The sequence below is a fragment of the Streptomyces sp. NPDC000345 genome (genome assembly GCF_042898825.1).
GTDB lineage: Bacteria > Actinomycetota > Actinomycetes > Streptomycetales > Streptomycetaceae > Streptomyces.
Map to the genome: position 1 here is coordinate 111,715 of NZ_JBIAZE010000012.1, position 26,328 is coordinate 138,042.

At 72.5% G+C, this 26,328-nt stretch carries 28 protein-coding genes; 16 read left to right on the forward strand and 12 right to left on the reverse strand.

Annotation, left to right across the window (positions count from 1 at the left end; translation table 11 throughout):
* The first annotated feature begins 252 nt into the window (after positions 1-252).
* From ACFY30_RS27175 to ACFY30_RS27185, 3 genes are all read left to right on the forward strand, one after another.
* Positions 253-531 (forward strand): GlsB/YeaQ/YmgE family stress response membrane protein, encoded by a 279-nt coding sequence (locus tag ACFY30_RS27175; RefSeq protein ID WP_390847756.1) that lies wholly within the window; start codon positions 253-255, stop codon positions 529-531.
* Between the two features lie 250 nt (positions 532-781).
* A complete protein-coding gene (locus ACFY30_RS27180) occupies positions 782-979 on the forward strand; it encodes a DUF6229 family protein (RefSeq protein ID WP_390656957.1) in 198 nt (65 codons plus the stop codon).
* A gap of 272 nt (positions 980-1,251) precedes the next feature.
* Positions 1,252-4,137, forward strand: coding sequence for a type 2 lanthipeptide synthetase LanM family protein (locus ACFY30_RS27185; protein WP_390847757.1), 2,886 nt, complete (start codon positions 1,252-1,254; stop codon positions 4,135-4,137).
* Between the two features lie 92 nt (positions 4,138-4,229).
* On the opposite strand, the gene ACFY30_RS27190 is transcribed toward ACFY30_RS27185, so the two are convergent.
* A complete protein-coding gene (locus ACFY30_RS27190) occupies positions 4,230-4,712 on the reverse strand; it encodes a flavin reductase family protein (protein ID WP_390847758.1) in 483 nt (160 codons plus the stop codon).
* 334 nt (positions 4,713-5,046) lie between these two features.
* Between ACFY30_RS27190 and ACFY30_RS27195 the strand changes: the two genes are divergently transcribed.
* From ACFY30_RS27195 to ACFY30_RS27210, 4 genes are all read left to right on the forward strand, one after another.
* Entirely contained in the window at positions 5,047-5,535 is a 489-nt protein-coding gene (locus ACFY30_RS27195; protein WP_390847759.1) for a sortase, read from the forward strand.
* 105 nt (positions 5,536-5,640) lie between these two features.
* A complete protein-coding gene (locus ACFY30_RS27200; RefSeq protein WP_390847760.1) occupies positions 5,641-6,315 on the forward strand; it encodes a class F sortase in 675 nt (224 codons plus the stop codon).
* 71 nt (positions 6,316-6,386) lie between these two features.
* Entirely contained in the window at positions 6,387-7,103 is a 717-nt protein-coding gene (locus ACFY30_RS27205; protein WP_390847761.1) for a GntR family transcriptional regulator, read from the forward strand.
* A 36-nt stretch (positions 7,104-7,139) separates the two neighbouring features.
* Entirely contained in the window at positions 7,140-8,306 is a 1,167-nt protein-coding gene (locus ACFY30_RS27210) for an NAD(P)/FAD-dependent oxidoreductase (RefSeq protein ID WP_390847762.1), read from the forward strand.
* Positions 8,307-8,396: 90 nt separating this feature from the next.
* On the opposite strand, the gene ACFY30_RS27215 is transcribed toward ACFY30_RS27210, so the two are convergent.
* Positions 8,397-8,555, reverse strand: coding sequence for a hypothetical protein (locus ACFY30_RS27215; RefSeq protein ID WP_390847763.1), 159 nt, complete (start codon positions 8,553-8,555; stop codon positions 8,397-8,399).
* Between the two features lie 7 nt (positions 8,556-8,562).
* On the opposite strand from ACFY30_RS27215, the gene ACFY30_RS27220 reads away from it, so the two are divergent.
* From ACFY30_RS27220 to ACFY30_RS27240, 5 genes are all read left to right on the forward strand, one after another.
* Positions 8,563-9,078, forward strand: a complete 516-nt coding sequence (locus ACFY30_RS27220) for a hypothetical protein (RefSeq protein WP_390847764.1) — start codon at positions 8,563-8,565, stop codon at positions 9,076-9,078.
* 167 nt (positions 9,079-9,245) lie between these two features.
* The gene (locus tag ACFY30_RS27225; RefSeq protein ID WP_390847765.1) at positions 9,246-10,133 is read left to right on the forward strand and encodes an NAD-dependent protein deacetylase; all 888 of its coding nucleotides are present in this window, start codon (positions 9,246-9,248) and stop codon (positions 10,131-10,133) included.
* Between the two features lie 47 nt (positions 10,134-10,180).
* Positions 10,181-10,693, forward strand: coding sequence for a TspO/MBR family protein (locus tag ACFY30_RS27230; RefSeq protein ID WP_390847766.1), 513 nt, complete (start codon positions 10,181-10,183; stop codon positions 10,691-10,693).
* A gap of 241 nt (positions 10,694-10,934) precedes the next feature.
* On the forward strand, positions 10,935-12,299 hold the full coding sequence (locus tag ACFY30_RS27235; protein ID WP_390847767.1) for an MFS transporter: 1,365 nt from the start codon (positions 10,935-10,937) through the stop codon (positions 12,297-12,299).
* Between the two features lie 194 nt (positions 12,300-12,493).
* Positions 12,494-13,060 (forward strand): Dps family protein, encoded by a 567-nt coding sequence (locus ACFY30_RS27240; RefSeq protein WP_390656947.1) that lies wholly within the window; start codon positions 12,494-12,496, stop codon positions 13,058-13,060.
* 122 nt (positions 13,061-13,182) lie between these two features.
* Here ACFY30_RS27240 and ACFY30_RS27245 read toward each other — a convergent pair whose 3' ends face one another.
* From ACFY30_RS27245 to ACFY30_RS27265, 5 genes are all read right to left on the reverse strand, one after another.
* Complete coding sequence (locus ACFY30_RS27245) at positions 13,183-13,584, reverse strand: ATP-binding protein (protein ID WP_390847768.1); 402 nt, start codon at positions 13,582-13,584, stop codon at positions 13,183-13,185.
* A 70-nt stretch (positions 13,585-13,654) separates the two neighbouring features.
* A complete protein-coding gene (locus ACFY30_RS27250; RefSeq protein WP_390847769.1) occupies positions 13,655-14,035 on the reverse strand; it encodes an STAS domain-containing protein in 381 nt (126 codons plus the stop codon).
* A gap of 115 nt (positions 14,036-14,150) precedes the next feature.
* Entirely contained in the window at positions 14,151-14,567 is a 417-nt protein-coding gene (locus ACFY30_RS27255; RefSeq protein ID WP_390847907.1) for an STAS domain-containing protein, read from the reverse strand.
* Positions 14,564-15,673: a B12-binding domain-containing protein gene (locus ACFY30_RS27260; protein WP_390847770.1), complete on the reverse strand. Its 1,110-nt coding sequence runs from the start codon at positions 15,671-15,673 to the stop codon at positions 14,564-14,566. The genes ACFY30_RS27255 and ACFY30_RS27260 overlap by 4 nt, the downstream gene beginning before the upstream one ends.
* Positions 15,670-17,325, reverse strand: a complete 1,656-nt coding sequence (locus ACFY30_RS27265) for a SpoIIE family protein phosphatase (RefSeq protein ID WP_390847771.1) — start codon at positions 17,323-17,325, stop codon at positions 15,670-15,672. The genes ACFY30_RS27260 and ACFY30_RS27265 overlap by 4 nt, the downstream gene beginning before the upstream one ends.
* Before the next feature lie 232 nt (positions 17,326-17,557).
* On the opposite strand from ACFY30_RS27265, the gene ACFY30_RS27270 reads away from it, so the two are divergent.
* Positions 17,558-17,980, forward strand: a complete 423-nt coding sequence (locus ACFY30_RS27270) for a DUF6003 family protein (protein ID WP_390847772.1) — start codon at positions 17,558-17,560, stop codon at positions 17,978-17,980.
* 114 nt (positions 17,981-18,094) lie between these two features.
* Here ACFY30_RS27270 and ACFY30_RS27275 read toward each other — a convergent pair whose 3' ends face one another.
* Positions 18,095-18,412, reverse strand: a complete 318-nt coding sequence (locus ACFY30_RS27275) for a hypothetical protein (protein ID WP_390847773.1) — start codon at positions 18,410-18,412, stop codon at positions 18,095-18,097.
* 245 nt (positions 18,413-18,657) lie between these two features.
* Positions 18,658-19,491, reverse strand: coding sequence for a class I SAM-dependent methyltransferase (locus tag ACFY30_RS27280; protein WP_390847774.1), 834 nt, complete (start codon positions 19,489-19,491; stop codon positions 18,658-18,660).
* Positions 19,492-19,760: 269 nt separating this feature from the next.
* Here ACFY30_RS27280 and ACFY30_RS27285 point away from each other — a divergent pair, with 269 nt between their 5' ends.
* A complete protein-coding gene (locus ACFY30_RS27285; protein ID WP_390847775.1) occupies positions 19,761-20,483 on the forward strand; it encodes a polysaccharide deacetylase family protein in 723 nt (240 codons plus the stop codon).
* A 315-nt stretch (positions 20,484-20,798) separates the two neighbouring features.
* Here ACFY30_RS27285 and ACFY30_RS27290 read toward each other — a convergent pair whose 3' ends face one another.
* Positions 20,799-21,794: a hypothetical protein gene (locus ACFY30_RS27290; protein WP_390847776.1), complete on the reverse strand. Its 996-nt coding sequence runs from the start codon at positions 21,792-21,794 to the stop codon at positions 20,799-20,801.
* 361 nt (positions 21,795-22,155) lie between these two features.
* Between ACFY30_RS27290 and lanKC the strand changes: the two genes are divergently transcribed.
* A complete protein-coding gene (gene lanKC / locus ACFY30_RS27295; protein WP_390847777.1) occupies positions 22,156-24,945 on the forward strand; it encodes a class III lanthionine synthetase LanKC in 2,790 nt (929 codons plus the stop codon).
* Complete coding sequence (locus ACFY30_RS27300) at positions 24,942-25,076, forward strand: SapB/AmfS family lanthipeptide (RefSeq protein ID WP_390656935.1); 135 nt, start codon at positions 24,942-24,944, stop codon at positions 25,074-25,076. The genes lanKC and ACFY30_RS27300 overlap by 4 nt, the downstream gene beginning before the upstream one ends.
* A 216-nt stretch (positions 25,077-25,292) precedes the next feature.
* On the opposite strand, the gene ACFY30_RS27305 is transcribed toward ACFY30_RS27300, so the two are convergent.
* Both ACFY30_RS27305 and ACFY30_RS27310 read right to left on the reverse strand, forming a co-directional pair.
* Positions 25,293-25,499: a hypothetical protein gene (locus ACFY30_RS27305; RefSeq protein WP_390847778.1), complete on the reverse strand. Its 207-nt coding sequence runs from the start codon at positions 25,497-25,499 to the stop codon at positions 25,293-25,295.
* A 100-nt stretch (positions 25,500-25,599) separates the two neighbouring features.
* Complete coding sequence (locus tag ACFY30_RS27310; RefSeq protein WP_390847779.1) at positions 25,600-26,235, reverse strand: DNA-binding response regulator; 636 nt, start codon at positions 26,233-26,235, stop codon at positions 25,600-25,602.
* Between the last annotated feature and the right edge of the window lie 93 nt (positions 26,236-26,328).

Here is a 26,328-nt window from a genome sequence, read left to right on the forward strand (position 1 = left end):
GCGGGCCGATCCCCTGCCCGGCACCCTGCGCATCCTGGCAGGGCGGCTCCGTTCACCCGGCTGATCCCCGGCTCGGGCGGCGCCGCCCGCACGCAGAGGGTGGTCGCCCGGCCGGGCCCGGATCCCGGCATCACACCGGCCGTCTCGATCGGGCACCGGCACAACCGTGAGGGAGAAGAGACGTTTGTTCGGACGTAATGGGTGCACACGACGAGTTGACACAGTCTTCATACGGAGAAGCGGAGACGCACCATGGGCATCATCGCGTGGATCATCATCGGCCTGCTCGCCGGCGCCATCGCCAAGGCCCTGATGCCGGGCAAGGACCCCGGCGGCATCATCGTCACCATGCTCATCGGCATCGTCGGCGGTCTGCTCGGCGGCTGGCTCGGCAAGGTAATCTTCGGGGTCGACTCCATTGACGGATTCTTCGACCTCTCCACCTGGATCGCCGCGATCGCCGGCTCCGTCATCCTGCTCCTCCTCTACCGCCTCGTCACCGGCAACCGGCACTCGCACCGGCACGCCTGACCCGCTGAGGCGCACGCCTCCGGCACGCCTGGACGGCTCCCTCTCCTGTTCGCAGGACGGGAGCCGTCAGCATGTCCGGGGAGGCGGCGCGGTGCGGACGCCGGCCCTCGTCCCGTCCGCACCGGTGATGGCATCACGCCACGCCGACACCACCTGACTGTGGCCGGATTAGCCGTCTGACGGATGTTCGAACGCGGCGATACTCGGGGCTGGGCAATCCGTCCCGAATTTCCGTCTCCGGAGGCCGCTGATGCCACAGATCAGTGTTCACAACGCCGTGCTCGAAGCCTGGCTGTCAGGTGCCGAGAGCGCGTACGGACAGGTCAACCCCGCCGGGCCGCTCTACGTCGGTGGCGCCGCCGCCGAGGCCGCGCTCACCGATCCGAGCGACTCCCTCTACGGCTTCTGTTCCAGCCCGAGCGGGTCGCGCGGCAGTTGGTGCTGCTGATCGTCTGAGTCACGTGTGCGGCCCTCGGCGGAGGGCTCTCCCCTGTGCAAGGCCTTCTCCGGGGCGCGTGGTCGGCCGTCGCCCGCGGGCTGAGTCTCTTCGCGGACGCCCGCAGGAGTGAGGTGGAACGACGGGAGTGGGGGAACTGCACCGTACCGGAACGCGTACCGCCCTTGGGGAGCGGGCTTGTCCGGGGTGGGCGGCGCAGTTCCCCTCTCCTCCTCCGGGCGCCTCGGCAGGCGAGCGCGCATATCGCGGAACAGGGACGGTGGATGGTGGACGGATCGGCTCCGGTGAAGCCGGCGGACGAGGACGAGACCGAGTGGTTCGCCGGTCCCGTACGCACCCTCGGCCGCCCGTGGCGTGAGGAACTCGCCCGGCGGCTGGCGGACGTGGACTCCCTCAGCGCCCGGGAACGGGACGTCGTCCTGGAGGCCGGTCACACGGCGCTGCTGAGGTCCCTGCACGCGAAGCTTTCCCGGCTGTTCCTGATCGAACTGCACGCGCTGCGCATCGCGGCGGACGGTGTGCCGGCCGGTCGGGCGGAGGAAGCCGCCGGATCCGACACGCAGACATGGGCCGCGTTCATCGAGCAGGCCGCCGAGGAGGGCTACCTCGACCGGCTGGCCGGCCGCTATCCCGTCGTCGGCCGCCGGATCGCATCGGTCGCGCGGCTGTCGGTGGCCGCGACGGCCGGCTTCGCCGAGCGGTTCGCCGCGGACCGGGAACTCCTGCGGCCGCTGTGCGGCGGGTCCGCGGTACGGCTGCGGGCCGTCACCTTCGGGGCGGGCGACACCCACCGGGGCGGACTGACCGTCAGCCGGGTCGATGTCGACGACGCGAGCGTCATGTACAAGCCCCGCTCCTCCCTCATCGACGGGGCGCTGGGCTCCCTGCTGGAGGACGTGTTCGCCGGCTTCACCGACGCCCCGGCGCCGCACGAGCGCATCCGGGTCCCGCGGACGGTGGCACGCGAGGGTTACGGCTGGGCCGAGTTCGTCCACCACCGCTACTGCGCCGACGACGCCGAACTCGCCGTGTTCTACCGCAACATCGGGCACTGGCTGGCCGTGCTGCGCCTGGCCGGCGGCACCGACATGCACGCCGAGAACATGATCGCGGCCGGCCCGGTCCCGGTGATCGTCGACGCCGAGACCCTCTTCGACTCCCCCGCCCCGTTCCCGCCCAGCGGGTGCGGCGACGCGGTGGACGTGGCGGCCGCGGCGATCCGCCGCACCGTGCTGCGCACCGGACTGCTGCCGGTGCGCGGTACCGGTTTCGCGCTCGGCGGGGTCGACATCTCCGGGGTCGGGGCACTGCCCGGCCAGCAGCCGCTGATCCCCCACCCCGTGATCGCGGAGGGCGGCACGGGCGCCGCCCGCTTCGAGGTCGACCTGGTGGCCATGCCCACCGCGGGCAACCATCCCAGCCCGACCCCGGTGCTGAGCGCGTACTGGGACCGGATCCTCGCGGGGTTCCGCGAGATGACCGCACACCTGCGACGCCCCGGCACGGACCCTTACGGACTGCTGCGCCGTTTCGAAGGCGTCCAGGCGCGCCGCATCCTGCGGCCCACCCAGGCCTACGTCGACATCGGCCGGATGCTGTGGCATCCGGCCTCGCTGCACGACGAGCCCACAGCCGTCGAACGGGCCAGGGACATCCTGCGCCGCAACGCCGCGGTACTCCCGGGCGCGCCCACCGACCGCGCGGCGATCGACGCCGAGATCTCCGACCTCCTTGTCGGCGATGTGCCGATGTGCACGTTCACCGTGGACAAGGCCGCCGTGGAGGCCACGCTGGAGGACTGGCACACGGCCGACCTGCCGTTGGAGGAATCGGTGATCCAGGACGCCCTGGTCGGCGCCTACCTCAACGAACGGTCGCTGCCCGGGCGGGTGCAGGCCGCCGCCCGCGATCCGCACGCCCGCGACCGGGAACGGCGCCGGCGCGACCTGGCCGCGCGGATGGTGGAGCGGCTGTGTGACGGGGCCGTGCGCGGCGCGGACGGCACCGTCACCTGGATCAGCCCCGTCTTCACGCCCGCCGGATGGTCCATCAGGGTGCTGCCCGCCGACCTCTACACGGGGCAGGGCGGCGTCGCGCTGGCACTCGCGGAGTATGTGGCCGAGGTGCGGGCCGGCCGGGCCGACGAGGTCCCCGGCGTCACGGACACCTTCAACGGGGCGCTGAGGGTTCTGATCAGCACCGAGGACCGGACGCCCGTGCCGCCCTCGGCCGGGGCCTTCAGCGGTGCCGCGTCCCAGGTGTGGACGTGGCTGGCGTTGCACCGGGTTCTCGGCGAGGGCTGGCTGCTGCGCAGAGCCGCCCTGCGGGCGCTGCCCCTGGCACAGGGCCCGCTCGTCGCGAACGACGTCGAGGTCGACCTGCTCAACGGTGCCGCCGGCGCCGTCGTCCCGCTGCTCGGTCTGGCCGCCGCGACCGGACAGGACCGCTGGCTGGCCGCGGCCGCCCGCATCGGCCGCCGGCTGAGCGGACTGGCCGTCGTCGACGACGCCGGGGCCCGCTGGACCACCCGGCTCAACCCCCAGGGCATCGGCGGCTTCGCCCACGGGGCCACCGGCATCGGCTGGGCTCTGGCGCGTCTCTCGCTCAGCGAGGCGGGCACCGCCGCGGAACGCGACGGCTGGAGACACCTCGCCGAGCAGGCCTTCGCCTACCAGGAATCTCTCTGGCAACCCCGCCAGGGCAACTGGCTCGACGCCCGCGTCGGCGCCGAGGAGGACTTCTTCACCAGCTGGTGCCACGGCAGCGCGGGCGTCGGCATCGCCATGCTCGACCTCCACCGGCGCACGGGCGATCCCGCGCACCTCGACATGGCGCGCCGCGCCGCCCGGGCGTGCACCGCCGAGGGCTTCGGCTGGAGCCACACGCTCTGCCACGGCGACCTGGGCCTCTGGGAGCTGCTCACCGCCCTCGACCCCGCCCACACCGCCCCTCTCGACGCGGAGATCCTCACGAGCCTCGAACAACGCGGCCCCACCGGCGGCCTGGCGCGCGAGGCCTTCTCTCCCAGCCTCATGGCCGGCCTCGCCGGAGTGGTCCACACCCTGCTGCGCATGAACCCCGCCGCCGATCTCCCCGACCCTCTCCTCCTGGACCACAACGCATCCGTCAGCCCGCCGCCGCGTCGGTGACACGGCGGCCGGCTCCCCCGTCCGCCCCGATCCACCACCGCGCGACCGGTCCAGAAGTCGCCGCGGGACAGCCGGCACAGTCCCGGCCCCGGTCAGTCCACCGGGTGACCGGGACTGATGTCGAGACAGTCGCCGAGCCTCAGCAGAGGTCCGTCGGCGCGTTCGCCCCACTGCACGGGCTCCACGACGAACCCCACGTGATCACCCCCGTCGAGGTGCCCCTCGACGGTGCCGACGAACCAGGCGGCCGTGTCCTCCAGCACCACGGCCCCGCCGAGCGCCCGCGTCCAGCGCACCTGCGTGAACTTGTCCACCCGGTCCCCCGTCTCCCCGCCGAAGCGGGCCGCCAGCTCGTGCTGGTCGCGGGTGAGCAGATGAACGGCGAGGTGGCGCGCCCTACGCGCCACCGTGTAGGTGTGGTTGGCCTTGGACAGCCACACGACGAACCGCACCGGCCGCATGGAACACTGAGCGGAGAACCCGACCAGGCACCCCGACCGCTCCTGCCCCGCGGCAGCCGTCACCACGCACATCTCGGGGTTCAGCCGGTTCATGAACGCGTCGGCGTCCGGCATGTCCTGACCTCCCGTCCACTGCTGCTCCGCCTCCACCGCTCCCGCACCGGTGCTCCTTTCGCCCTCGGCTCACCACACTGTTCCCCGCGAACGCCCCGCCCTCACCCGTGATCGTTAGGCTGTTCGCCGACCTGGGGCGTTTTCTCCTCCCTCCCGATTCCGACGTCCCTGACCTGTGTAAACGCCGTTGCCCCGTAGGCGATACGTCCGCCTGGGCGACGCGTGAGGCGATGCGTCCTGTTGCGGAGGTGACACAGCGTCGGTTGCCTCCTGAGTGGCGTACGACACAGGCGCCGCACAGACAAGCCGGACTCTGTTCCGTTGGAGGGATCTCGTGGGCTACACACACGTCGGCATCGGGATCGGCCTGATGGCCGGTGCCCTGTTTCTGCAAGCTCCCGTCGCCGCTGCTGCCGGTGACTCAGGTCTCGACATCCGTTCGCGGCAGACCGCCCACGGTTCCACGGTCACCGTCAGCACCACCGCCTGCGGGGCGGAGACCTACGGCAAGGGCGAGTCCGAGGTGGCAGGGGCGTTCCACCTCTTCGAGGGCGCGAGCAAGGGTGTGCTCACCGGCGAGTTCACCGTGCCGGAAGGATCCTCGCCCGGCACCGACACCGTCACCGTCAAGTGCCCACCGCGGACCAGGATCACGGATTCGTACGAGCTCACGGCACGCCGACCCGACGGTGCCGTCGAGGCCGGTTTCGGACAGTCGGGGAACACGGCCCCGCAGCTCGCTCTGGGCGCGGCGCTGGTCGCCGCGGCCGCGGGGGGTGGGCTGGTGAGGATGCGTCACCGCGCGAACCGGAACCCGAACTGACCGTCCGTATCCCCCGTCGGCTCCCGGGATCCCCCCTTCTCCCGGGAGCCGCGCGGGAAGCAGTCGCCTCCCCCGTCCCCCGCTGCGAGCAAAGACCCGACCGCGATGGCAACCAGGCACACCCCCCGCGCTTCCTCTTCGTCGTTCGTCCCTTCGATCAAGCTTCTGGCCTGGACCTTCGTGGCGGGCGTCCTCCTGGTGGCCGGCGCGCTCCGCGACGAGCAGCCACCACAGCCGTCAGCGGGCCAGGCCTTCTCCCCCCTGCCCGGCCCCACGGCACACCGCACCGTCGCTCCGGCGGGCCTCGCGGTCTCCCCGCTGCCGCCCGCCGAACCGCTCCGGCTCCGGATCCCCGTCATCGACGTGGACGCCCCCGTCACCACGCTGCACCTCGACTCCTCGGGGGCGCTCGAACCCCCGCCCGCCGACCAGCCCGGCCTCGCCGGCTGGTACGGGGAGGGCACGGCACCGGGATCCGCCGGGACGGCCGTCACCGCGGGCCACGTGGACCTGCGCACCGGCCGACCGGGCGTCTTCTACGGGCTCGGCGCCCTGGCCAGGGGCAACACGATCGAGATCGACCGGGCGGACCAGCGCACAGCCGTGTTCACCGTCGACGCCGTCGAGGTCTACGACAAGGAACGCTTCCCGAGCGAGAAGGTGTACGGCAGCTCCGAGCGGGCCGAACTACGGGTGATCACCTGCGGCGGCGGCTATGCCGAGCAGACCGGATACCAGGGCAACGTCGTGGTCTACGCGACACTCACCGCGGTCAGATGAGGGCACCGCCCCCGCCTGCCCCCTGCCGTGACAAGCCTATTGACCGGTCAATTGACTGATTGTACGGTCTTATGGTGACCGCGCCACTCTACGTTCAGATCAGGCGAGAGCTCGAAGCGAAGATCCGGGCCGGGGAACTGCCCCCTGGCGCGCGGCTGCCGACCGAGAAGGATCTCTCCGCCGAGCACGGTGTCAGCCGCGCCACGGCCCAACGGGTCCTCAACGACCTGGCCGAGGCGGGACTGGCGATCCGTCGGCGGCGCCACGGAACGTTCGTCGCGGACGTGAGGCGGCAGATCAATCTGCTCAACTTCGTCACCCCCGCCGCGGCCGCGAAGGGCGCACCCGGCAGACACGAAGTGGTCTCCGCGCGGATCGTCAGGGCCGCCGACGCCGTCCTGGCCCTCCCCGGTGCCTCCGCGGACACGGCCGTGGTGGAGCTGGTCCGCCGCAAGCTCGACGTACGCGAGCAGCCCCAGTCGGTCGAGCGGCACGTCCTGCTCTTCGCCGTGGCCCCCGACCTGCTGAACGAGAACCTCGAGGACGTCGTCACCCTGCGGTATCTGCAGCGCAGAGGAGTACCGGTCGACGCGATCCGGCTCTACCTCGACCCCGTGGCCCTCGGCGAGCGTGACGCCGCTCTGCTGCACAGCGAGACCGGAACGCCCGCGCTGATGAGGCGCAGGGAGTTGCGTGCCGAAGACGGAAGCACCGTCGAGGTCGTCACGACCCTCGTCCGTCCGGGAACCGCCGAGTTCTTCCTGGAGCTTCCGGTCCCCGGCCTCTGAGCAGCGTGTCGCTGCCGGAAAGGAGACGCGCAGACAATGAAGGTCATCATCATCGGTGCCGGCGTGCTGGGGGTGAGCGTCGCGAGGCAGCTCGCCCTCGCCGGCCAAGACGTCCTCCTGCTCGAACAGCGGGGAGCCGGCACGGGTACGAGCGCGACCACCTTCGCCTGGATCAACTCCAGCCGGAAGCCCGACCCGGACTACCACCGTCTGAACCTCGCGGGGATGGAGGAACACGCAAGGCTCGCCGGGCAACTGCCCGGCGCGCCGTCGTACTTCCCGAGCGGTGCGCTGCAGTGGGCGGACGCCGCGACCGAGCAGCGGCTCGCCGCCAGCGTGGAACGACTGCGGTCCCTCGGCTACCCCGCTCGCTGGGTCACGCGTGACGAGGCGACACGGATCGCGGGCGACCTGCGGATCCCGGCGACCATCTCGTCCCTCGCGCACTTCCCCGGTGAGGGATACGTCCTGCCGGACCTCTTGGTGAACAACCTGCTGACGGACGCCGAGCAGCACGGGGCGACGTACGCGCTCGGCGAGGTCGTCACCATCGACGACGCGCCTGACAAGGTGACTGTCACCCTGGCCGGAGGTGCGGTCCACCGGGGTGATCGAGTCGTCCTGGCGGCAGGGCGCTGGACGGAACGGCTCGCCGCACGGGCCGGGATCGACGTCCCCATGGTGACGGACACCGGTCGCGGAGCGCAGACCGTCGGGTTACTCGGGTACGCCAGGTCCCCGGCACTCGACCTGCGCTGTGTGATCCACAGCCCGGGCCTCAATCTCCGCCCCGCGGGCACCGGGCACACCGTCCTGCAGGCTCTCGACCTGAACGCCGACGTCGATCCGGCCGATCCTCCGTCCGTGGACGGGGACATCGCGCGCACCCTCGCCCGGCGGTTCTCCGCACTGCTGACCGACCCGAGCCGGGCACCGAGGATCGATCTGCGCGTCGGGCTGCGGTCACTGCCCGCGGACGGCCACACCGTCGCCGGCTATGCCTCCGCGCAGTCCCGCGTCTACTGCCTCGTCTCGCACAGCGGGATCACCTTGGCGCCGGTTCTGGGACGCCTGGTCGCCGCCGAGATGACAACCGATCAGGAACAGGACCTCCTGCGGTCGTTCCGGCCCACACGATTCACGGGCGTACGGCGCTCGGAGGCCGAGGTGGACCAACGCGCCACCGGTCTGGGCGACCAGTAGCCGACAGGCCGCACGTCCGTGGCGCGGTCGCGCGTGCGCGGCTCGTGCGGCATCCACCGCAGAAGCGCGCCGGGCGGCTCTCCGCGACTTCTACCAGATCAGGCACCAGTAGCCGTCGTAGGTACCCACGCCGATACGGCTGACCCGCGGCACGAGTCCTGGGTCGGGGTCACCCGTGGCCGACAGCGAGCACGCCGGGTCACCGACCGTCCCCGATGCGGCCATGCGGCGGGCAGCGGCCTCGGCCACGGGAGACGTGTACCAGACGGTCGTCGCCGGGGAGCTGCTTCCGGGCGTCGGTGACTGCGTCGGTGTCGGTACCGGGGCCGGGGCCGAAGACGCGGCGGACACGGTCGGCGTCGGTCGTGGCACCCCGGTCGCGGTGAGCGCACGCTGGGGTGACCGGGTGGGCGTCGCGGACGGCGTCGGCGCCGATGCCGTCCGCGGCACTCCCGAGGACGGCGAGGTGGGGGATGTGCTGCGTCCGGCTGACGCCTGGCCGCCGGGACGCGTCGGGTGCCCCGCCGTGGCCGTGGGCCGGGAGTCGGGGGTGTCCGTGGGTGAGGGACGCGTCGTGGCGGTGGTCTCCGGGGCGGCCGTCAGGGAGGGCAGTGGATCGAGCGTCGGCAGGGAGATGTCGCCCGAGGCCGAGGGCGCCGGTCGAGGGTTGCCGTCGTTCGACGCTGTCAGCGCCCAGACGCCCAGGCCGCCCAACGCGAGGACGGCTGCCGCGCCCACGATCCACGGCGACCTGCGCGGTGGGCGTCGGTGACGGCTCATGCATCCCACTGTCCGACTGCCCGCCGGTGTTCTCAAGCGGTGGGGCGGCGGACCGGAGCGGGGCCCGCCCGTACCGGTGTCCGCGGGCCGCGGCCGGAGAGCTGCCCGAGCCGTCCGTTCGCTCATGGGGTACGGCGTCGTGTTCCGTACCCTGGCGGCATGCGCATGCGCCCCACTCTGAGCTGGACCCCTACGGGGGGACTGTTGCCGGGCACCACGGATCTGGAGCCGGTCGTCGATGCCCTGGGCACGGGCCGTCTGCTCGTGCTCAGCGGGGCGGGCATCTCCACGGAGTCGGGCATCCCCGACTACCGGGGCAAGGGCGGGAGCCTGAGCCGGCACACCCCGATGACCTACCAGGACTTCACCGGCAGCGCCCGGGCGCGGCGCCGGTACTGGGCGCGCAGCCACCTCGGCTGGCGCACCTTCCGCGGCGCCCGCCCCAACGCCGGGCACCGGGCCGTGGCCGCGTTCGGGCGGCACGGACTGCTCGCCGGTGTGATCACCCAGAACGTCGACGGCCTGCATCAGGCCGCGGGCAGCGAGGACGTCGTGGAACTCCACGGGAGTCTGGCCCAGGTCGTCTGTCTGTCCTGCGGCGCCGTCAGCCCGCGCCAGGAACTCGCCCGGCGGCTGGAGGAGGCCAACAGGGGCTTCGAGCCGGTGGCCGCGGGAATGAACCCGGACGGTGACGCCGACCTCACCGACGAACAGGTCGGGGACTTCCGCGTGGTGCCCTGCGCGGACTGCGGCGGCATCCTCAAGCCGGACGTGGTGTTCTTCGGCGAGGCCGTTCCGCCGCGGCGCGTCGAGCAGTGCCGCGGGCTGGTCCGTGAGGCGGCCTCGCTGCTGGTCCTGGGTTCCTCACTGACGGTGATGTCCGGGCTCCGGTTCGTCCGCGAGGCGGCCAGGACCGGGAAACCGGTGCTGATCGTCAACCGGGACCCGACCCGGGGTGACCCGCACGCCCGCGCCCGGGTGGCGCTGCCGCTGGGTGCCGCCCTCACCACCGCCGCCGCCCGGCTGGGCGTACCGGTCGACGGTTGAGCGGCCTTGTGCGGTAGGGGCCGCTCAGCCGGGGAAACCCTGAAGGCATGAGGCTGATCAGCGAGGACGGCGGCCGGAGGCCGGGAAGGGCGTGGCTGCGTTTCGGCGCCTGCGGGGCGGCCGTGACGGCCACCGCGGTGGCAGGCGCGCGGGCCGTCGATGCCGACAGCGCGTGGTACAGGTCTCTGCGCAAGCCGGTGTGGCAGCCGCCGTCCTGGGCGTTCGGCGTCGTCTGGACACCGTTGTACGCGTCGATCGCCTACGCCGGCGGCCGGGCCCTGGGCAAGGCCTGCGACCGGCACGAACGCCGCCGCCTGGCCGCGAGCATGGCCGTCAACCTCGCCCTCAACGCCGGGTGGAACTGGCTCTTCTTCGGCCTGCGGAGCCCCAGGGCGGGCCTGGTCGGCACCGTGCTGCTCGACCTCAGCAACGTCGACCTCATCCGCCGCACGGCCCGGACCGACCGGACAGCGGCCGGAGCCCTGCTGCCCTACGCGGCGTGGTGCGGTTTCGCCACAGCCTTGAGCAGCAGCATCGCCCGGCGCAACGAGAGGGAATGATCACCTGAACCAGAGCCGCCTCCGCCACCCCCTGGACGCGAAATGGGTCACACCGCAATCCGGCGGAACGGCTCTCCGCAGGGTGCGAAGGTGCTGCCTGGACCACATGCGCGTGCAGTATGCAACGAAGCGTTGACGACCCGTGAAGGGCGTCTGTCCCTCTACGGTCGCTTACTGGCCTGCCGCCGGCGCCGTCGAGCAGACCCGTCCCTGCCCCCGACGAAAGTAGGCGAGCGACGTTTTGCCGACTGCCACAGTCACCACTCCGCCCCTGGCTCACCCGACCTCCCCGAAGACCGCCACCGTCACCGACCCGGCTCTCGTGAAGCGCGCCGTGAAGGCCGCCGCGCTGGGCAACGCGATGGAATGGTTCGATTTCGGCGTCTACAGCTACATCGCGGTCACCCTGGGCAAGGTCTTCTTCCCGTCCGGGAATCCGACAGCCCAGCTGCTCTCGACGTTCGGCGCCTTCGCCGCCGCCTTCCTGGTCCGCCCGCTCGGCGGCATGGTCTTCGGGCCGCTCGGCGACCGGGTCGGCCGTCAGAAGGTACTGGCCCTCACCATGATCATGATGGCCGCGGGCACCTTCGCCATCGGTCTCATCCCGTCGTACGCCTCGATCGGCGTCGGAGCTCCGCTGCTCCTGCTGGCCGCCCGCCTGGTGCAGGGCTTCTCCACCGGTGGTGAGTACGCGGGCGCCTCCACCTTCATCGCCGAGTACGCGCCCGACAAGCGGCGCGGCTTCCTCGGCAGCTGGCTGGAGTTCGGCACCCTCGCCGGGTACATCGGCGGCGCCGGCCTGGTCACGGTGATGACCGCCCTGCTGTCCACCGAGGACCTGCTGAGCTGGGGCTGGCGGATCCCGTTCCTGATCGCGGGCCCGATGGGCGTCGTCGGCCTCTATCTGCGGATGCGTCTGGAGGAGACCCCGGCGTTCGCGGCCGAGGCCGAGAAGGCCGAGTCCAGCCGTCAGAAGGTGCCGCTGCGCCAGATGATCACAGGGCAGTGGCGGGCGCTGCTGCTCTGCGTCGGTCTCGTCCTGGTCTTCAACGTCACCGACTACATGCTGCTGTCGTACATGCCGAGCTATCTGACCAGTGAGCTCGCGTACGACGAGACGCACGGCCTGCTCGTCGTACTCGGCGTGATGGCCCTGATGATGGTCGTCCAGCCCTTCGCGGGCGCCCTGACCGACCGTGTGGGCCGCCGACCGGTGATCGCCGCGGGTTGTGCGGGCTTCCTGCTGCTGTCCGTCCCCGCCCTGCTGCTGATCCGCCAGGGCGGCCTGCTCGCGATCGCCCTCGGCATGGGCGCGCTGGGCCTGCTGCTGGTCTGCTTCACGGCGGCGATGCCGGCCGCGCTGCCGGCGCTGTTCCCGACGAAGGTCCGCTACGGCTCGCTCTCGATCGGCTTCAACGTCTCCGTGTCGCTCTTCGGCGGCACCACCCCGCTGGTGGTGACGGCCCTGATCGGGGCGACCGGGAACATGATGATGCCCGCGTACTACATGATGGCCGCGGCCGTGATCGGCGGTGTGGCGGTCTGGTTCACGGCCGAGTCGGCGGGCCGCCCGCTGCCCGGCTCGGCACCCTCACTGGAGGGCTGAGGACGTCCCGTCCGACGTCCGGACGGCGTGGCGGAGAAGATCTTCGGTTCCCGTCCCGTGCACGCTGTCCACGGGGTCCCGGTCCCTCTCAGCCGAGGCGGCGGAGGGGGTACCCGAACGGAGGAGAGTGCGGAAGCCGAGGCGGGGCACCAGTGCATCGACGCCCACCCCCCGTGGAGAAGGAGTTGCGAAGCATGGCCAAGGACCTCACCCCCAAGTACACGGTGCCGGGGATCGAGCGCGCGGCGGCAGGCAGGCTCATCGACGTCCTCCGCCTGCGGCTGCACGCCCTCAACGACCTCCACCTCACCCTCAAGCACGTCCACTGGAACGTCGTGGGACCCCACTTCATCGCCGTGCACCAGATGGTCGACCCGCAGGTGGACAGGGTGCGCGACATGGCCGACGACGTCGCCGAGCGCATCGCCGCCCTGGGCGGAGTCGCCCAGGGCACGCCCGGGTCCCTGGTCAAGGAACGCACCTGGGACGACTACTCGATCGGCCGCGAGGACGCCATCGCGCACCTCGGTGCGCTGGATGTCGTCTACACGGGCCTGATCGAGGACGTGCGTGCGGCGATCAAGACCGTCGGGGAGATCGACCCGGCGACGGAGGACCTGCTCATCGAGCAGCTGCGCGACCTCGAGCAGTTCCAGTGGTTCGTCCGGGCGCATCTCGAGAACGCCGGAGGCACCCTGGTGACGGCCCGGGCCGAAACGGAGGAGGCCGCCGCCAAGGCCGCCAAGGCCGCGGACGCCTGACGAACCGGAATCGTCGACGCACGGCAGCGGGTCCCGTGGGCGCATACCGCCCACGGGACCCGCTGCCGTGCGAGCGAGCTTTCCGAGCACACGACGAGCCGCGCAGGCGTGCCCTCATGTGGCTAGGAGGCGACGCGGTCGGTCCTCATGACGACCCGGATCGTCTTGCCGGCCGGGGAAGGTGTCACCGACACCTCGTTGCCGAGCCGCTGGATCAGAGGCCAGCCGAAGCCGCCCGGAGCGGCCGGGTGGCCGCGCGGCGTGGTGCGGGGTTCGACGGCCGAGGCATCGGAGACGTCGATGGTGAGGAGGTCCTCGTCGAGACGGACGTCGACGGCGGTCAGCCCGCCGCCGTGGCGCTCGGCGTTGGTGATCAGTTCGGTGAGCACGAGGAGGACGTCCTGGACGACCGTCCGCGGTGGGGCCGGGACCCGGGAGAGCAGGAGGTCGCGGACGTGAGCACGGGCCGACGCGGCGGTGACGGGCGGGTACAGCCTTCCCGTGGCGGGTTCTGTGGTGGTCACGTGCCTTCTCTGCTCCGCTCGTCCGTCACGCCCCTGTTGCTCCTGGCCCGCCTCGTGCGAGGTGCTCCGCTCACTGCGGGCGGGGGCGGTCGCCGCGGGTGCGGAGCAGCTCCACGGCTGCCGGGACGTCGTCGGCGAGGGTGAGGATCCGGGTGACGTCCGTCAGATCCAGCAGTCGCCGTACGACCGGGGGCACCTCGGCGAAGACGAGGGGGACGCCGGTCCGCTCGTGCTCGTTCTGAGCGGCGAGCAGCGTGTGGAGGAAGGAGGAGTCGGCGAACGTCACCTCGGCGAGGTCCGTGACGGTGCCCGACGTACCGTCGTCCGCGGGGAGGGCCAGGGCCTGTGCCAGGATCGGCGCGTCTTCGGCGTCGAACGCTCCGGTGACCTGCACGAACCGCACGTCGTCCACCACTCTGACGGTCACTTCGGCTTCGGCTTCGACGTTCATGAGGGCATTCTGGCAAACGGCCGGGCGGAGCGGGGAGCCGGGCGGGCCCCACCGCTGGACGGCCGCTCACGCTGTGCGCCGGCGGCCGGGCGGTGGAGGGGAGGAGGCGGGCGTCTCAGGGACGTCCGGACAGCGGCGCGACGCGGGTCGTGGTGGAGCGGTCGGGCTCACCGGGTGTGCGCGCGTGCGCGGCCGCCGCGGCGTCGGAGAAGACGTGCGCGGTGCCGGTGGTCCGCAGCAGCCGCTGGAGTACGTCCGGTCGCTCGTCGAGGTGCAGCCGGGTACCGGCGGTGGCGGCGTCCCGGTGGATCATCAGCAGCGTTGCCAGGCCCAGGGAGTCGCACAGGGTCAACCGGGCGCAGTCCAGGTGGAGGTGGCGGGGTGCCGGATCGGCGTTCGGGCATTCTGTCGCGGCCCGGCCGAGCTCGTCGTCGGTGTCCCGGTCCAGTTCTCCGGTGATGCGGATGCGGGCGTCACCTGCGGCGTCCAGGGTCGTGGCCGGCTGGGAACCGGCGTCCGAGTGCGTCGTCAGACGTCGTGGCGGGGTCCGGGAGTGGGAGGGGTCGGGGAGCCGTCGCCGTAGCGGGCGCGGCCCTGGGTGAGCATACCGAGGGCGCGGGGGAAGTCCTTGAGCTCCTCCCGGAGGAGGGCGAGAGCCGGGTCGATCACGCGGGCGGGCACCCCGCGGGCCTGGAGGATGTCACCGGTCCAGTCGAGGAAGTCGGTGAACAGACGGGCGTCGTCGGTGTAGAGGGCGACGGCGAGGAAGTCGACGATGTGGGCGACGTCTTCGGCGGTACGTTCGCGCTGGGCGTCGGTGTAGCGGCGCATGGCGGGCAGCCGTTCCTCCAGCCCGGCCAGGGTGTTCTTCACCAACTGGCGTTTGCTGCGGGACACCAGGGTGTATTCCTGGTCGGCGAGGTGGGGCAGGTCGTCGAGGCTCTGCCGGACGGCGCCGGTCCGCGGCTGGGGCAGCCCTCGGTCGAGGACGGCCGCGGCGGCGCGGGCGTCGGGGGCCCAGGCGTCGGCGCCGAGGCGGCGGGCATGGCGGCCGTCCTCGCCGAAGGCGGCGCCTCCGGCGAGGACGGGGACGCCGATGGCCCGTGCGGCGGTGATCACGGCGTGGGCGGTGGGGATGCGGGTGGGCAGGGAGGAGGAGACGGCGAGCGCGGTGGGGGCGGTCTGGTGCAGATGGGCGATCAGGTGCGGGGTGGGAACCTGGGCGCCGAGGAAGTCCACCCGGTAACCGTGGTGGCTCAGGACCTCTGCCAGGATCCGGGCGGGCAGGGCGTGCCACTCGCCGTCCACGCAGGCGACGGTGACCGTGCCGCGGGCCTCGGCCGGTCCGGTGCCCCGGGTGCGGTGGGCGAGGGCGGCGATGATCCGGTCGTGGACCGCCGTGGCGGCGTGTTCCTGGGCGACGGTGAAGCGGTTGGCCGCCCATTCGGCGCCGACCTTGCGCTGCACGGGGGCGATGACGTCCAGAAGGACGTCCTCGGCGCTGACGCCGGCGTCCAGCGCGGTGAACACGGCCTGGCCGGCGGCGTACTCGTCGCGGACGCTCACGGCCTGCCAGAGTTCCTCGCGGGCTCGCCGCACCAGGACGGCGCGGTCGGAGGGGGTGATCGGGCGGGTCATACGGTGAGCCTGCCCGGAGTGCTGCCGTCCAGGGCTGTCGGGTGCGTGGTGTGCGGCGCGGTGATCGCCATCACCGCGACGTCGTCGTGCCGGTTGCCCTCGATCCACTCGGCCACGAGCATCTGGATGCGCTCGACGACGGCCTCGGCGGGCAGGCCGGCGCACTCCCCCAGTCTGGCGCGCAGCCGTTCCTCACCGAACATCGCGTCGCCCAGCGGGCCGCCTCTGGCCTCGATGACACCGTCGGTGAACAGCAGACAGGTCTCGCCCGGCTGCAGGTCGATCTCGGCGGTGCTGAACCGGACGTCGGACAGGGCACCGATCAGCGTGCCGGCGGTCGCCGCCGCCTCGACCGTGCCGTCACGCCGCACGATCAGCGGGGCGGGGTGACCGGCGCTGGTCAGCCGCAGACGGGTGGTGCTGCCCCGGCGGCGCACCGACGCCAGCACGAGCGTGGCGAACCGGGTGTGACGGCTGCTGAGGAGAGCCTCGTTGAGCATGCCCAGCAGTTGGTGGTGATCGTCGGCCAGCGGCAGCAGCGCCTGGAGCGTGTTGCGGATCTTCCCGGTCAGCACGGCGGCGTCCAGTCCCTTGCCGCACACGTCCCCGAGGACCGCGAGGCTCTCCTGGTCGGCCCGGGCGGCGGGATGGACGTCGTAGAAGTCCCCGCCGACCCGTTCGGTGTCCGTCGAAGCGCGGTACCCGCCCGCGAACTCCACTCCGTGCACACGGCGCAGCACCGGCGGCAGCAGCTCGGCCATGAGCGTCACCGTGATGCGGGTCTGCTCCTGGTACAGCCGGGCCGCGGACAACGCGGCGCCCGCACGGGCGGCGAAGACACGGGCGAACACCTCCTCGGAGGCGTCGAAGGCGGCGTGGTCACTGCGCCGCAGCAGGATCAGTGCGCCGGCCGGGAACCCCGGGCCCGGCAAGGGGGTCACCACGACCGAGCCGACCGGACCGTCGAATCCGTCCGGTAGGGCCCAGCCGGGCAGCGCGGAGGCGTCGATCCAGCGCGAGGGCACCGGGGGGAAGCCCTGGAGGGCTTCGGCGAGACCGGGCACCATCGACGGATCGATGCGTTCCGCCCGGTGGGTGACCGCGCCGCCGAAACCGAGGGCCAGCAGGTGGCGCCGGCCGGAGGTGGAGGCGACCAGCACGGCGGCGTCCGCGAGGTGCTCGGCGGCCAGCTGGACCGTGACCTCCATGCACCGCTCGGCGTTCAGCGAGGCCAGCAGCCGGGAGGACGCGTCCGTGAGGAAGGCGGTCCGCTCGCGCTCGCCGTGCAGGGCCGCCTCGGCCAGGACGCGGTCGGTGTCGTCCAGCAGCCACCACACCACCTCACCGTCCGCGCCGAGCGTGGGGTGCGCCTCCAGCGACCACGGGCCGTGCCGGCCCCGCACCGGTCCGGCGAGATCCGCACCGCCCGTAGTGACGCGCCGGTGCCCCTCGACGAGCCAGCCGGGCGCGGTGTCCTCCAGCCGGGCGCCGCACACCGCTTCCGGAAACAGGGCGGCGGCACGGGCGTTGACCTCGACGACGGCACCGGCCGCGTCCACGACCAGCGCGGGACAGGGCGCCGTCATCCACGCAACGCCCACGGAAGACATCGGGCTCTGCGCCGAGTGCGGCGGGCCTTCGGCACTGTTCATCACTCCAGGGCCCGCGTTCTGGCGGGTCCGATCGCCTTCCATCAGGTGCTGTCGCCACCTTCCCCCACCCGGCCCCGTACATCAACCCGGCCTCCGGTCCGGTTCTCACGGGAGTCCCGCCAGTCCGCTGTCATGGATCCCGCCGGCCCCGCGGTGGCGGTCATCGGACGGCCGTCGAGGGGTAGAGGAGATGCCGTCGGGGCACGGTGCCCCGTGCACGGGAGGACCGCCGATGACCGATGACCCCTACCTCGTACTGCTGAACGACACGGGCGTTCCGATCGGCGTGCCCTTGTCGGCCGCCGGGGAGCCGGACTGCCTCGAGACACCCGCGGTGCGGGCGTGGCTCGACGCGCAAGGTGTCAGCAAGCGCTCTCCCGGTCTGCGTCTCGTGCCGCCGGAGGAGACGGCGGCCATCCCCGAGGACGCCGAACGGCTGCCGGTGCCGCTCGGCGAGGACGAACTGAACCTGCTGCGCCTGCGGAACGCGCTGGAGAGCGTGGCCCGGCTGGAGCGGGAGTTGCTGGACTACCGTTCCCGCGCCGACGGCCGGGACGCGCTGCTGGTCCGTGCGCTGGCGGCGGGTGTGCCGGCGCACCGGGTCGCGGAACTGACGGGTGAGGAGCTGACGGTGGTCAAGGCCGTGGCGTACTGACGCGGCCGCGGCGCCCCGTCCGTCGCCGGGGCGCCGCTCGCCACACGGGGGGCGTGTCCACCGGCCCGGCGCGCCGACGGCCCGTGTGCACGCCGACGCCCCGGGCGGGGCGGGTCAGGCCTCGGAGTCGATGCCCGTGACCACGGGCGGACCCAGTGGCGCCGAGTCGTCGTCGAGGCCGGCCGCCGTCAGCGCGGAGCGCGCGAGCCGGTGGGCTTCCCGCTCGGCCTCGGGTCCGCTGTCCGCCTCGACGGTGAGCCGGACGGTGAAGGTGTCGTCCTCGTTGACGGTCAGCGCGTCGAGATCCTCCGCGCTGCCCAGACGGGTGCGGTGCGGGTCGGCCGGGCGCAGCGCCCGGGCCAGTTCGGCCCGTGTTCCGGGCCCGGCCCCGTCGGCGAAGGTCCCGGGTACCGAGATGACGTACGTCGTCATGACAATCCTCCCTGGGTCTTCCTCCGGCTACCCAGGTCCGGCGGCAAGATCCCCGCCCGAACGGGTGGGGCGGCCGCGGTGCCTGCGGGACCCGGGTGCCGTACGGGTCAGGAGCTCACCGCACCGGCGGGACGGGAACGCGCACGGGCCGGCATGACGATCTCGGAGCCCCGGTGCGTGGGAGCGCGCCCTGCTCGTCCTCGGACATGCTCCGGTGGCCGCGAAGCACCAGCCGTCGCCTCCCCCTACTCAGGGGTCCTGTCGGCCGTGACCAGCAGATACTCCCATTCCATGGCGCCGTCCGCGAGGTGCCGGGCGGCCAGATCCGTGAGCGCCGTGTCGAGGGCGGTGACCTTCCCGGGGTCGTCGGCGATGGCACGGTAGACGGCGACGGTCGGGCCGTAGCTGCTCTTGAAGAACTCCCGGAAGTCCTCCGGGCGGGAGAACCGGTCGACGCGCAGCATCCGGCGACGGGCATTCAGGCCGGTGACGCGGTCACCGAAGAGCGAACGCACATGGCTCTCGTCGCCCCACAGCGGCGCGGGCTGCGCTCCGGGCGGTGGCGGTGGCGCGTACGGGCGCATGGCGGTGAACATCTGCCCGATGAACCCTTCGGGGGTCCAGTTGATCAGTCCGATGCTGCCGCCCGGCCGGCAGACGCGGACCAGTTCGTCGGCTGCCCGCTGATGGTGCGGGGCGAACATGACGCCGACGCAGGACACGACCGTGTCGAAGTCCGCGTCCGGGAACGGCAGTGCCTCGGCATCGCCCTCGCGCCATTCCAGTTCGGTGCCCTGCTCCGCGGCGAGCCGGCGTCCGGCTTCCAGCAGTTCCGGGGTCAGGTCCACGGCCACGACGTCCGCGCCGGCGAGGGCGGCGGGGACGGCGGCGTTCCCCGTCCCGGCCGCGACATCGAGCACCCGGCTGCCCGGCTGCACGCCGCTCTCCCGGACGAGCACCGGCCCCAGGTCCGGGACGACCTCCGTGGCCACGACGGAGTAGTCGCCCAGCGCCCACATGGCTCGGTGCTTCGCCTTCAGGGCCCGGTCGGCCTGCGTCGCCTCGCCCGACTCCGACATGACGGATCCCTCCGCTCCAGTGCCGTAGGCACACGGTTCCGGGCGGTGCCCACCGCCCGGGCGTGCGCCCGAGCATCGCCGACTCCGGCGCTTTCATACGACTGTCTCACGGGTCGCCCCGCTCCGCCGCGCGTCCGGGCGGGGGCCGTCCCTCCGGTCCGGGACGCACGGAATCTTCCGGTAAGTCGAACGGAGGCTCACCGAACGTACATCCATGCACACTCCCGGTGCGTCCAACAAGGCAAGTCCGCTGTCCTTGGGGGGATCCGATGCACCGACGCCTCTTCGCCCTGGCCCTCGCCGCCGCCCTGTGCGGCACCGCGCTGGCCGGAACCGCCGCCACGTCCGCCTCCGCCGCCACGTCTGTGACCGTCGACTGCCGCAGGGTGAAGTGCGTCGCCCTCACCTTCGACGACGGGCCGGTCGCCGACACCGTTCGGCTGCTGCGCATCCTGAAGGACCACAACGTCCAGGTGACCTTCTACCTCGTCGGCAAGAACGTCCAGAGCCACCCGTCGACGGTGCGCAGCGCGGCGCTCGCCGGCCACCAGGTGGGCAACCACAGCTGGGACCACGCCAAGCTGACCGGGCTCAGCGCCGCGAAGGTCAGGTCGCAGCTCTCCCGTACGGACGCGGCGATCAAACTGGCGACCGGCAAGAAGCCCACCACGTTCCGCGCCCCGTACGGCGCGCACAACGCGACCGTCCGCACCGCCGCCGCTCGACCGCTGGTCCACTGGAGTGTGGACACCCTCGACTGGAAGTACCGCGACACCGCCAGGATCATCAGGACCGTCAAGGCGGAGACCAGGCCCGGGGACATCGTCCTCCTGCACGACATCCACAAGACGACGGTCGACGCGGTGCCGGGCATCATCCAGGGCCTCAAGGCGCGCGGCTTCCACTTCGTGACCGTCGACCAGCTCTTCGCACCGGACCGGCTGCCCTCCGGGAGGGTGACGTACCACAACCGCGGCGCCTACCGGCCGTGATCACAGGCACGGGGCCGTGCGTGCGTGACGAGCCGCGTGAGTGCGCCGCAAGGAGCGCACGACGTCTGTCAGGCATCAGCGCTGCCGGCCCCCGGTGCCGAGTGTGTTCGACAGCCGGTACCGGACCCGCACGTTCCGGTGCTCCACGCCGACGTCGACCGGGTCGGGCAGATTCGTCCTCGTGCTCGCCGTGGCCGAGCGGGTGCCGGGACTCCCGCTGAAACGGACGTCCGTATGCGGTGCTTCGCGGAAACGGAGCCGGTCGGCCGCCGCGGTGGACGTGAACTCGATGTCCGCGTGCCGGTGTACAGGCCTTCACGGAGGCCGGCTGTCGTCCTCCGGCTCCTGCTCCCGCACGCGCTTCACCTTGCGACGAGGTGCTTCAGCGCCCTGTCGTACCCGCCCCTCGCCGCCCGCGGCGGCCCGTCGCCTGCGGGCGGGGTCTTCGCGCGCGAGCTTCCGTTCCGCGCGGCCTGTCGCGCCGCCGGCCTTCCGGGCGCGCGTGGCGCCGCCGCTCGCGGCCTCCGGAACGTCGGACACTTTCTCCGCGGTGTCGGGCAGCGTCTCGCCGACCTGCGCGGCGGCTCCCTCCACGGTGTCCCCGGTCCGTTCCGCGAGCCCCGTGACCGCGCTGCCCGTGTCGTCACCCACGCGCTCGACCGCGGTCCCGGCCCCACGCCCGACGCCCTCGACGGCAGTCCGGGCCCCACGCCCGACGCCCTCGACGGCAGTCCCGGCCCCACGCCCCACGTCCTCCACCGCAGTCCCCGCCCCACGCCCCACATCCTCCACCGCAGTCCCCGCCCCACGCCCCACATCCTCCACCGCAGTCCCCGCCCCACGCCCCACATCCTCCACCGCCCTGCCGGCGCCACGGCCGACCTCGTCGAGTGTGCGGCCCGCGCCGGCGCCCACCTCGCGTACAGCGGTCCCGACGCCCGAGGTCACGTCCCTGAGGATGTCCGGGTTGCGATCGATGGTGGTCAGAACCCTCCCGATGACCTCCACGACGTTGTCCAGCCGCACCTTCAGCAGCGCCTGCGCCTCCACGCCCTTGATGTCGAGGTGGACGGCGCCCAGTTCCACGTAGGCACCGACGTTCAGCCGGAGCAGGTCGAGCACATCCGCCTGGAGCGACACCTTCGCGCGCAGATCCTCGACGTCCAGGGCGATCTCGTCCACCTTGAGCAGGGGGATGTCGAGGAGGACGTCCGGCTCCGCGAGCTCCGTACCGACGGGTTCCTCGTCGACCTGGTCATCGATGTCGTCGACGTCGGTGTCCGTCACATCCTTCATGTCCTCGTCGTTCATACCGCTCCTCGAGAACAGGTACATAAAGGGATCTTTCCGATCCTTCCACCGCCCAGGGGAGGCCGCCAGGCGACGAGATGCCGGCGACGGCCCGTGCTCACGGCGGCCTCGCCTGGAAAACCGGGGTGTCCGCCAGTGCCCCGCGCGCGCCGAGGAGGGATCGGACGGGTCCCCCGAGCGGTGGCGGACGTTGCCTGGACGGCGAGAAGGTCAGGGTGCCGCCGGGGACGCCGTGTTCGCGGGGCCCGGAAGCAGGGTCCGGCCGCCACTGCTGCGTTTGTCATGGGTGACCGATGACAGCTGTGACTGTTCGCCGCCCACCCGGCCCCGGATTCTGGTGAGGTCCAGCGGAAGGTGGCCCATGGAGAAGCGATACGAGGTCTTCTGCCTCGCCGACGAGCACTTCTACGAGACACCGGACCGCCTCTTCGGTGCCGGCGACGGCATGCCCCGTCACTACGAGCCCGCCCGCCGGCCCGCGCCGGACGGCTGGCGCCGGCACCTGTCCGGTGACTGGCTGCATCTGTCACCGGTCGACGGGAGCGCCCCCGCGCAGGGCTGGAAGGTCCATGTGTCGGCCTGCCTGGACAACGCCGGGACGACGGCCGGCGTGGTCTGGGACTACTGCGTCTCCCACAGGATTCCGTTCAAGTTCGTCCCCGGGCCGCACCACCTCTTCCTGAGGAACTCGAAGTACGCCGGGAGGGGCGGCAGCGGGAAGTTCGCCACGCTCTATCCACGCGATGAGGAACAACTGCACAGCGTCCTGCGGGAGTTGGGGGACCTGCTGGACGGGGAGCCGGGGCCCTACATCCTCACCGACCTGCGCTGGCGACGAGGACCGCTGTATGTAAGGTACGGCGGTTTCGTCCAGCGGTTCTGCCCGGGCGCCGACGGGCGGCTCGTCCCGGCTGTCGAGGACGGCAGCGGCCGGCTGGTGCCCGACCGCAGGGACCCGGTGTTTCACGTGCCGGAATGGGTGGTCCTGCCCGCCTTCCTCGAGCCGGAGCTGGCCGCCCGCAACGCCACGACCCTCAGCGGCCTGCCCTACCGGATCGAGCGGGCGCTGCACTTCTCCAACGGGGGTGGCGTCTACGCCGGCCACGATCTGCGGACCGGCGAGAAGGTCGTGCTCAAGGAGGCACGCCCGCACGCCGGTCTGGCAGCGGACGGGGCGGACGCCGTCACCCGGCTGGAGCGCGAACGCGCGGCCCTGGAACGCCTGTCCGGATCGGGCGTGGCACCGGAGGTCCGGGACTGGTTCCTGCTCGGTGACCACCGCTTCCTGGTGATGGAGCACCTGGAGGGGAACACGCTCAACTCGTCCTTCGGCCGGCGCCATCCGCTGCTCGTCGCCGACCCCGGCCCCGGGGTGCTCGCCGACTACACCGCGTGGGCGCTGCGCGTGCACCGGTCCGTCGAGGAGGCCGTCGCCACCCTGCACGCGCGCGGGGTCGTCTTCAACGACCTGCACCTGTTCAACATCCTGATCGGCCCGGACGGGGAGTCCGTGCGGCTGATCGACTTCGAGGCCGCCGCGCACGTGGACGAGGGGCGACGGCAGGTCGTCGCCCACCCGGGCTTCCTCGCGCCGGCCGACCGCCACGGCTTCGCCATCGACCGTTACGCCCTGGCGTGCCTGCGCATCGCGCTCTTCCTTCCCCTGACGACGCTGTTCGCCGTCGACCGCGGCAAGGCCGCCCACCTGGCCGACGCGGCCGCCGGGGAGTTCCCCGTGCCGCGCGCCTTCCTGACCGACGCCGTGGACGAGATCACGGGAACGCCGCGGTCGCCCCGAACCGGTGCGCCCAGGAGCGATCGTCGTGGCGGCGAACGCCACCTGCCGGTCGAGCCGGGCGACTGGCCCCGCAGCAGGGCCTCGATGTACCGGGCGATCGTCGCGAGCGCCACGCCGGAGCGCGACGACCGCCTGTTCCCCGGTGACGTCGACCAGTTCAAGGACGGGGGCGGCACCGGCCTGGCGCACGGGGCGGCGGGCGTCCTGTACGCCCTCGCCGAGACCGGGTGTCCACGCCATGAACCCGGTGAGGAGTGGCTGCTGCGGCAGACCGCGGCGCCCGCGCCCGGGACTCCCCTCGGCCTGTTCGACGGGCTGCTCGGCACCGCCTGGGTCCTGGCGCGCCTCGGCCACACCGGACACGCGCTGAAACTGACCGAGCGCGTACTGGGCGAGCGGTGGCAGCGCCTGGGGCCCGATCTGTACGAAGGACTGGCCGGGGTCGCGCTCGCTCTGGACGGGCTGTCCCGTGCCACGGGAGAGGCGGCCCTGCACGACAGCGCCCTCGAGGCGGTCCAGCTGCTCGCGGACCGAGCCGAGCGCCTTCCGGAAGGTGCCGGCCCGCTCGGGGCTGCTCCCGCAGGGGGGAACGCGGCGGGCCGCGGGCCGCGCAGGGCAGGTCTGTTGTACGGCTCCAGCGGTCCCGCTCTGTGTTTTCTCCGGCTGTACGAGCGCACCGGGGCTCCGGCCCTGCTGGAACTGGCCGCCCGTCACCTCCGCGCCGACCTGGCGCACTGCGCGACGGACCGCTCGGGCGCGCTGGCCGTGGACGAGGGCCGCCGCTCCATGCCGTATCTCGGCCAGGGCAGCGTGGGCATCGCCATGGTGCTCGACGACTACCTCGCCCGCCACGACGACCAGGTCTTCGCCCGGGCCCGTAGCGCCATCCTTCCCGCCGCCACCTCACGCTTCTACGCCCAGTCGGGGCTCTTCGGCGGACGCGCGGGCATGGTGCTGCACCTGGCCCGCACCACCACTCCCGAGGCCGATCCCCGCCGGCTGGCCGACCAGCTCTCCCTGCTGTCCTGGCACGCGGTGCCCTGGCACGGACACCTGGCCTTCGCCGGCGACCAGGTGATGCGCCTGTCGATGGACCTCGCCACGGGGACGGCTGGCTGTCTGCTGGCGATCGGCGCCGCTCTCGACGAGCGGCCGGCCTGCTTTCCCTTCCTCGCGCCGCTCCGGCGGCCCCAGAGCCGGTCCCCTCACCGGGGGGCCGAAACGGAAGATCCACTCGCACCCGCCGCATCCGTACGGATCTCACCCGCGCACCGCACCGACGGCAACCCGGAGGGGCGGCGCCGCGGGGAGGCGCGAACGGACGCGGCAACCAGCCGAAAGGACGCACCATGACCTTGCTCGACCTGCAGACCCTCGAGACTCCCGAAGCGCCGGAGTCGCAGGACGACGCCGCTTCCACGGTCAGCAGCGCGAGCCTGCTGCTGTGCTCCGCGAGCACGTCGTCCACCACCCTGTGTCTGTGACCTTCCTGCCCCGCCGCCCGGCCACCCGTGCGGCGGCAGAGCACGGGTGACGGACCGGGGCCGGTCCCCCGGGCGACTGCCGTCGTCCGGGGGACCGCCCAGTCACCGCCGGGGCCTCGTCCCCTTCCCGGGAAGGCCGAAGCGATGCGCAGGGGCGCCCTTCGCCGCGACGAAGCCGGCTCCTTCGGCTCCCCGCTCGCTGCGGGAGGCGGTGCGTCACAGCGCCGGCCGCCGCACCGCGCTGTGTCCGGTCGGCGTGGCCACCCGCAGCCGCGGAACCGGCCCTGCCCAGTCCGCCGGGCCGCCCCGGACCCGCTGCTGACCGGCCGGCAGCCGCCGTCGGCCGGTCGGTGGATCCTGCTGGTCGTGGCCCTGATGGGCGCGCTCATCGCCGCCGAACCGCTGGTCCGCTCGACTCTCCACCGAGACGTGGTGGGCCGTATGGACACGGCGGCGTTCGTGGTGGAGGGCGGCCGGCGGGCCCCGGTGAACGGCACCTGTCCGCTCATGAGCCACGCCCGGCTCACACCCAGCCCGCCTCCTGGGAGATGCGGATGGCGTCGACACGGTTGCGAGCCCCTGTCTTGCGGGTGATGGTCGACAGGTAGTTGCGCACGGTGCCGTGCGTCAGGTGCAGGTCTCCCGCTATCTCCGCGACGGAAGCTCCCCGCGAGGCCAGCGACAGCACGCTCAACTCCCGCTCCGTCAGCGGGACCCGGGCCGCTTGCAGAAAGTCCCAGCCCAACGAGGTGTCCACGAAGGGCTCCCCCCGCGCAACCCGTCTGACGGCTCCCACGAGCGCCTCGCAGGGCTCCCCCTTGCTGACATATCCGAGGGCCCGCGCCCGGGACACGCGATGCAGCAGCCCCGGTCTGCTGGGGGAGGTCAGGAGAAGCAGGCCGCATCTCCGCTCCGCCGCGCGCTCGGCCAGCGGCGCCAACTGCGAGAGCGTGGCCGCCGGTTCCGTACCGTCCACGTCCGCCACGCACACCCGCGGCCGCCAGGAGACCAGCTCGGTCACCGCGTCCGACCAGGACGCCGCGCTCACCTCCAGGTCCTGCTCCCGGCACAACGAAATGGCCAGTGCCTGCCGCAGCAGGCAGGTGTCGTGCACCACCAGCACTTTGATCACCGCGTCCCCCAGGGTCGTGCGAGCCACTTCCGGTTACCCGCCCTCTTGTTCGGCTATCCCGGCCGGGGTTCTCACCCGAGGGGTTTCGGTCAGTCCCACGCGGTCCACGGCGTCGAGGCG

Coding starts and splice junctions, on each gene's coding strand:
- ACFY30_RS27175 (WP_390847756.1), top strand. CDS start 253: ATGGGCATCATCGCGTGGATCATCATCGGCCTGCTCGCCGGCGCCATC.
- ACFY30_RS27180 (WP_390656957.1), top strand. CDS start 782: ATGCCACAGATCAGTGTTCACAACGCCGTGCTCGAAGCCTGGCTGTCA.
- ACFY30_RS27185 (WP_390847757.1), top strand. CDS start 1,252: ATGGTGGACGGATCGGCTCCGGTGAAGCCGGCGGACGAGGACGAGACC.
- ACFY30_RS27190 (WP_390847758.1), bottom strand. CDS start 4,712: ATGCCGGACGCCGACGCGTTCATGAACCGGCTGAACCCCGAGATGTGC.
- ACFY30_RS27200 (WP_390847760.1), top strand. CDS start 5,641: ATGGCAACCAGGCACACCCCCCGCGCTTCCTCTTCGTCGTTCGTCCCT.
- ACFY30_RS27205 (WP_390847761.1), top strand. CDS start 6,387: ATGGTGACCGCGCCACTCTACGTTCAGATCAGGCGAGAGCTCGAAGCG.
- ACFY30_RS27210 (WP_390847762.1), top strand. CDS start 7,140: ATGAAGGTCATCATCATCGGTGCCGGCGTGCTGGGGGTGAGCGTCGCG.
- ACFY30_RS27225 (WP_390847765.1), top strand. CDS start 9,246: ATGCGCATGCGCCCCACTCTGAGCTGGACCCCTACGGGGGGACTGTTG.
- ACFY30_RS27230 (WP_390847766.1), top strand. CDS start 10,181: ATGAGGCTGATCAGCGAGGACGGCGGCCGGAGGCCGGGAAGGGCGTGG.
- ACFY30_RS27240 (WP_390656947.1), top strand. CDS start 12,494: ATGGCCAAGGACCTCACCCCCAAGTACACGGTGCCGGGGATCGAGCGC.
- ACFY30_RS27250 (WP_390847769.1), bottom strand. CDS start 14,035: ATGAACGTCGAAGCCGAAGCCGAAGTGACCGTCAGAGTGGTGGACGAC.
- ACFY30_RS27260 (WP_390847770.1), bottom strand. CDS start 15,673: ATGACCCGCCCGATCACCCCCTCCGACCGCGCCGTCCTGGTGCGGCGA.
- ACFY30_RS27265 (WP_390847771.1), bottom strand. CDS start 17,325: ATGAACAGTGCCGAAGGCCCGCCGCACTCGGCGCAGAGCCCGATGTCT.
- ACFY30_RS27270 (WP_390847772.1), top strand. CDS start 17,558: ATGACCGATGACCCCTACCTCGTACTGCTGAACGACACGGGCGTTCCG.
- ACFY30_RS27275 (WP_390847773.1), bottom strand. CDS start 18,412: ATGACGACGTACGTCATCTCGGTACCCGGGACCTTCGCCGACGGGGCC.
- ACFY30_RS27280 (WP_390847774.1), bottom strand. CDS start 19,491: ATGTCGGAGTCGGGCGAGGCGACGCAGGCCGACCGGGCCCTGAAGGCG.
- ACFY30_RS27285 (WP_390847775.1), top strand. CDS start 19,761: ATGCACCGACGCCTCTTCGCCCTGGCCCTCGCCGCCGCCCTGTGCGGC.
- ACFY30_RS27290 (WP_390847776.1), bottom strand. CDS start 21,794: ATGAACGACGAGGACATGAAGGATGTGACGGACACCGACGTCGACGAC.
- lanKC (WP_390847777.1), top strand. CDS start 22,156: ATGGAGAAGCGATACGAGGTCTTCTGCCTCGCCGACGAGCACTTCTAC.
- ACFY30_RS27300 (WP_390656935.1), top strand. CDS start 24,942: ATGACCTTGCTCGACCTGCAGACCCTCGAGACTCCCGAAGCGCCGGAG.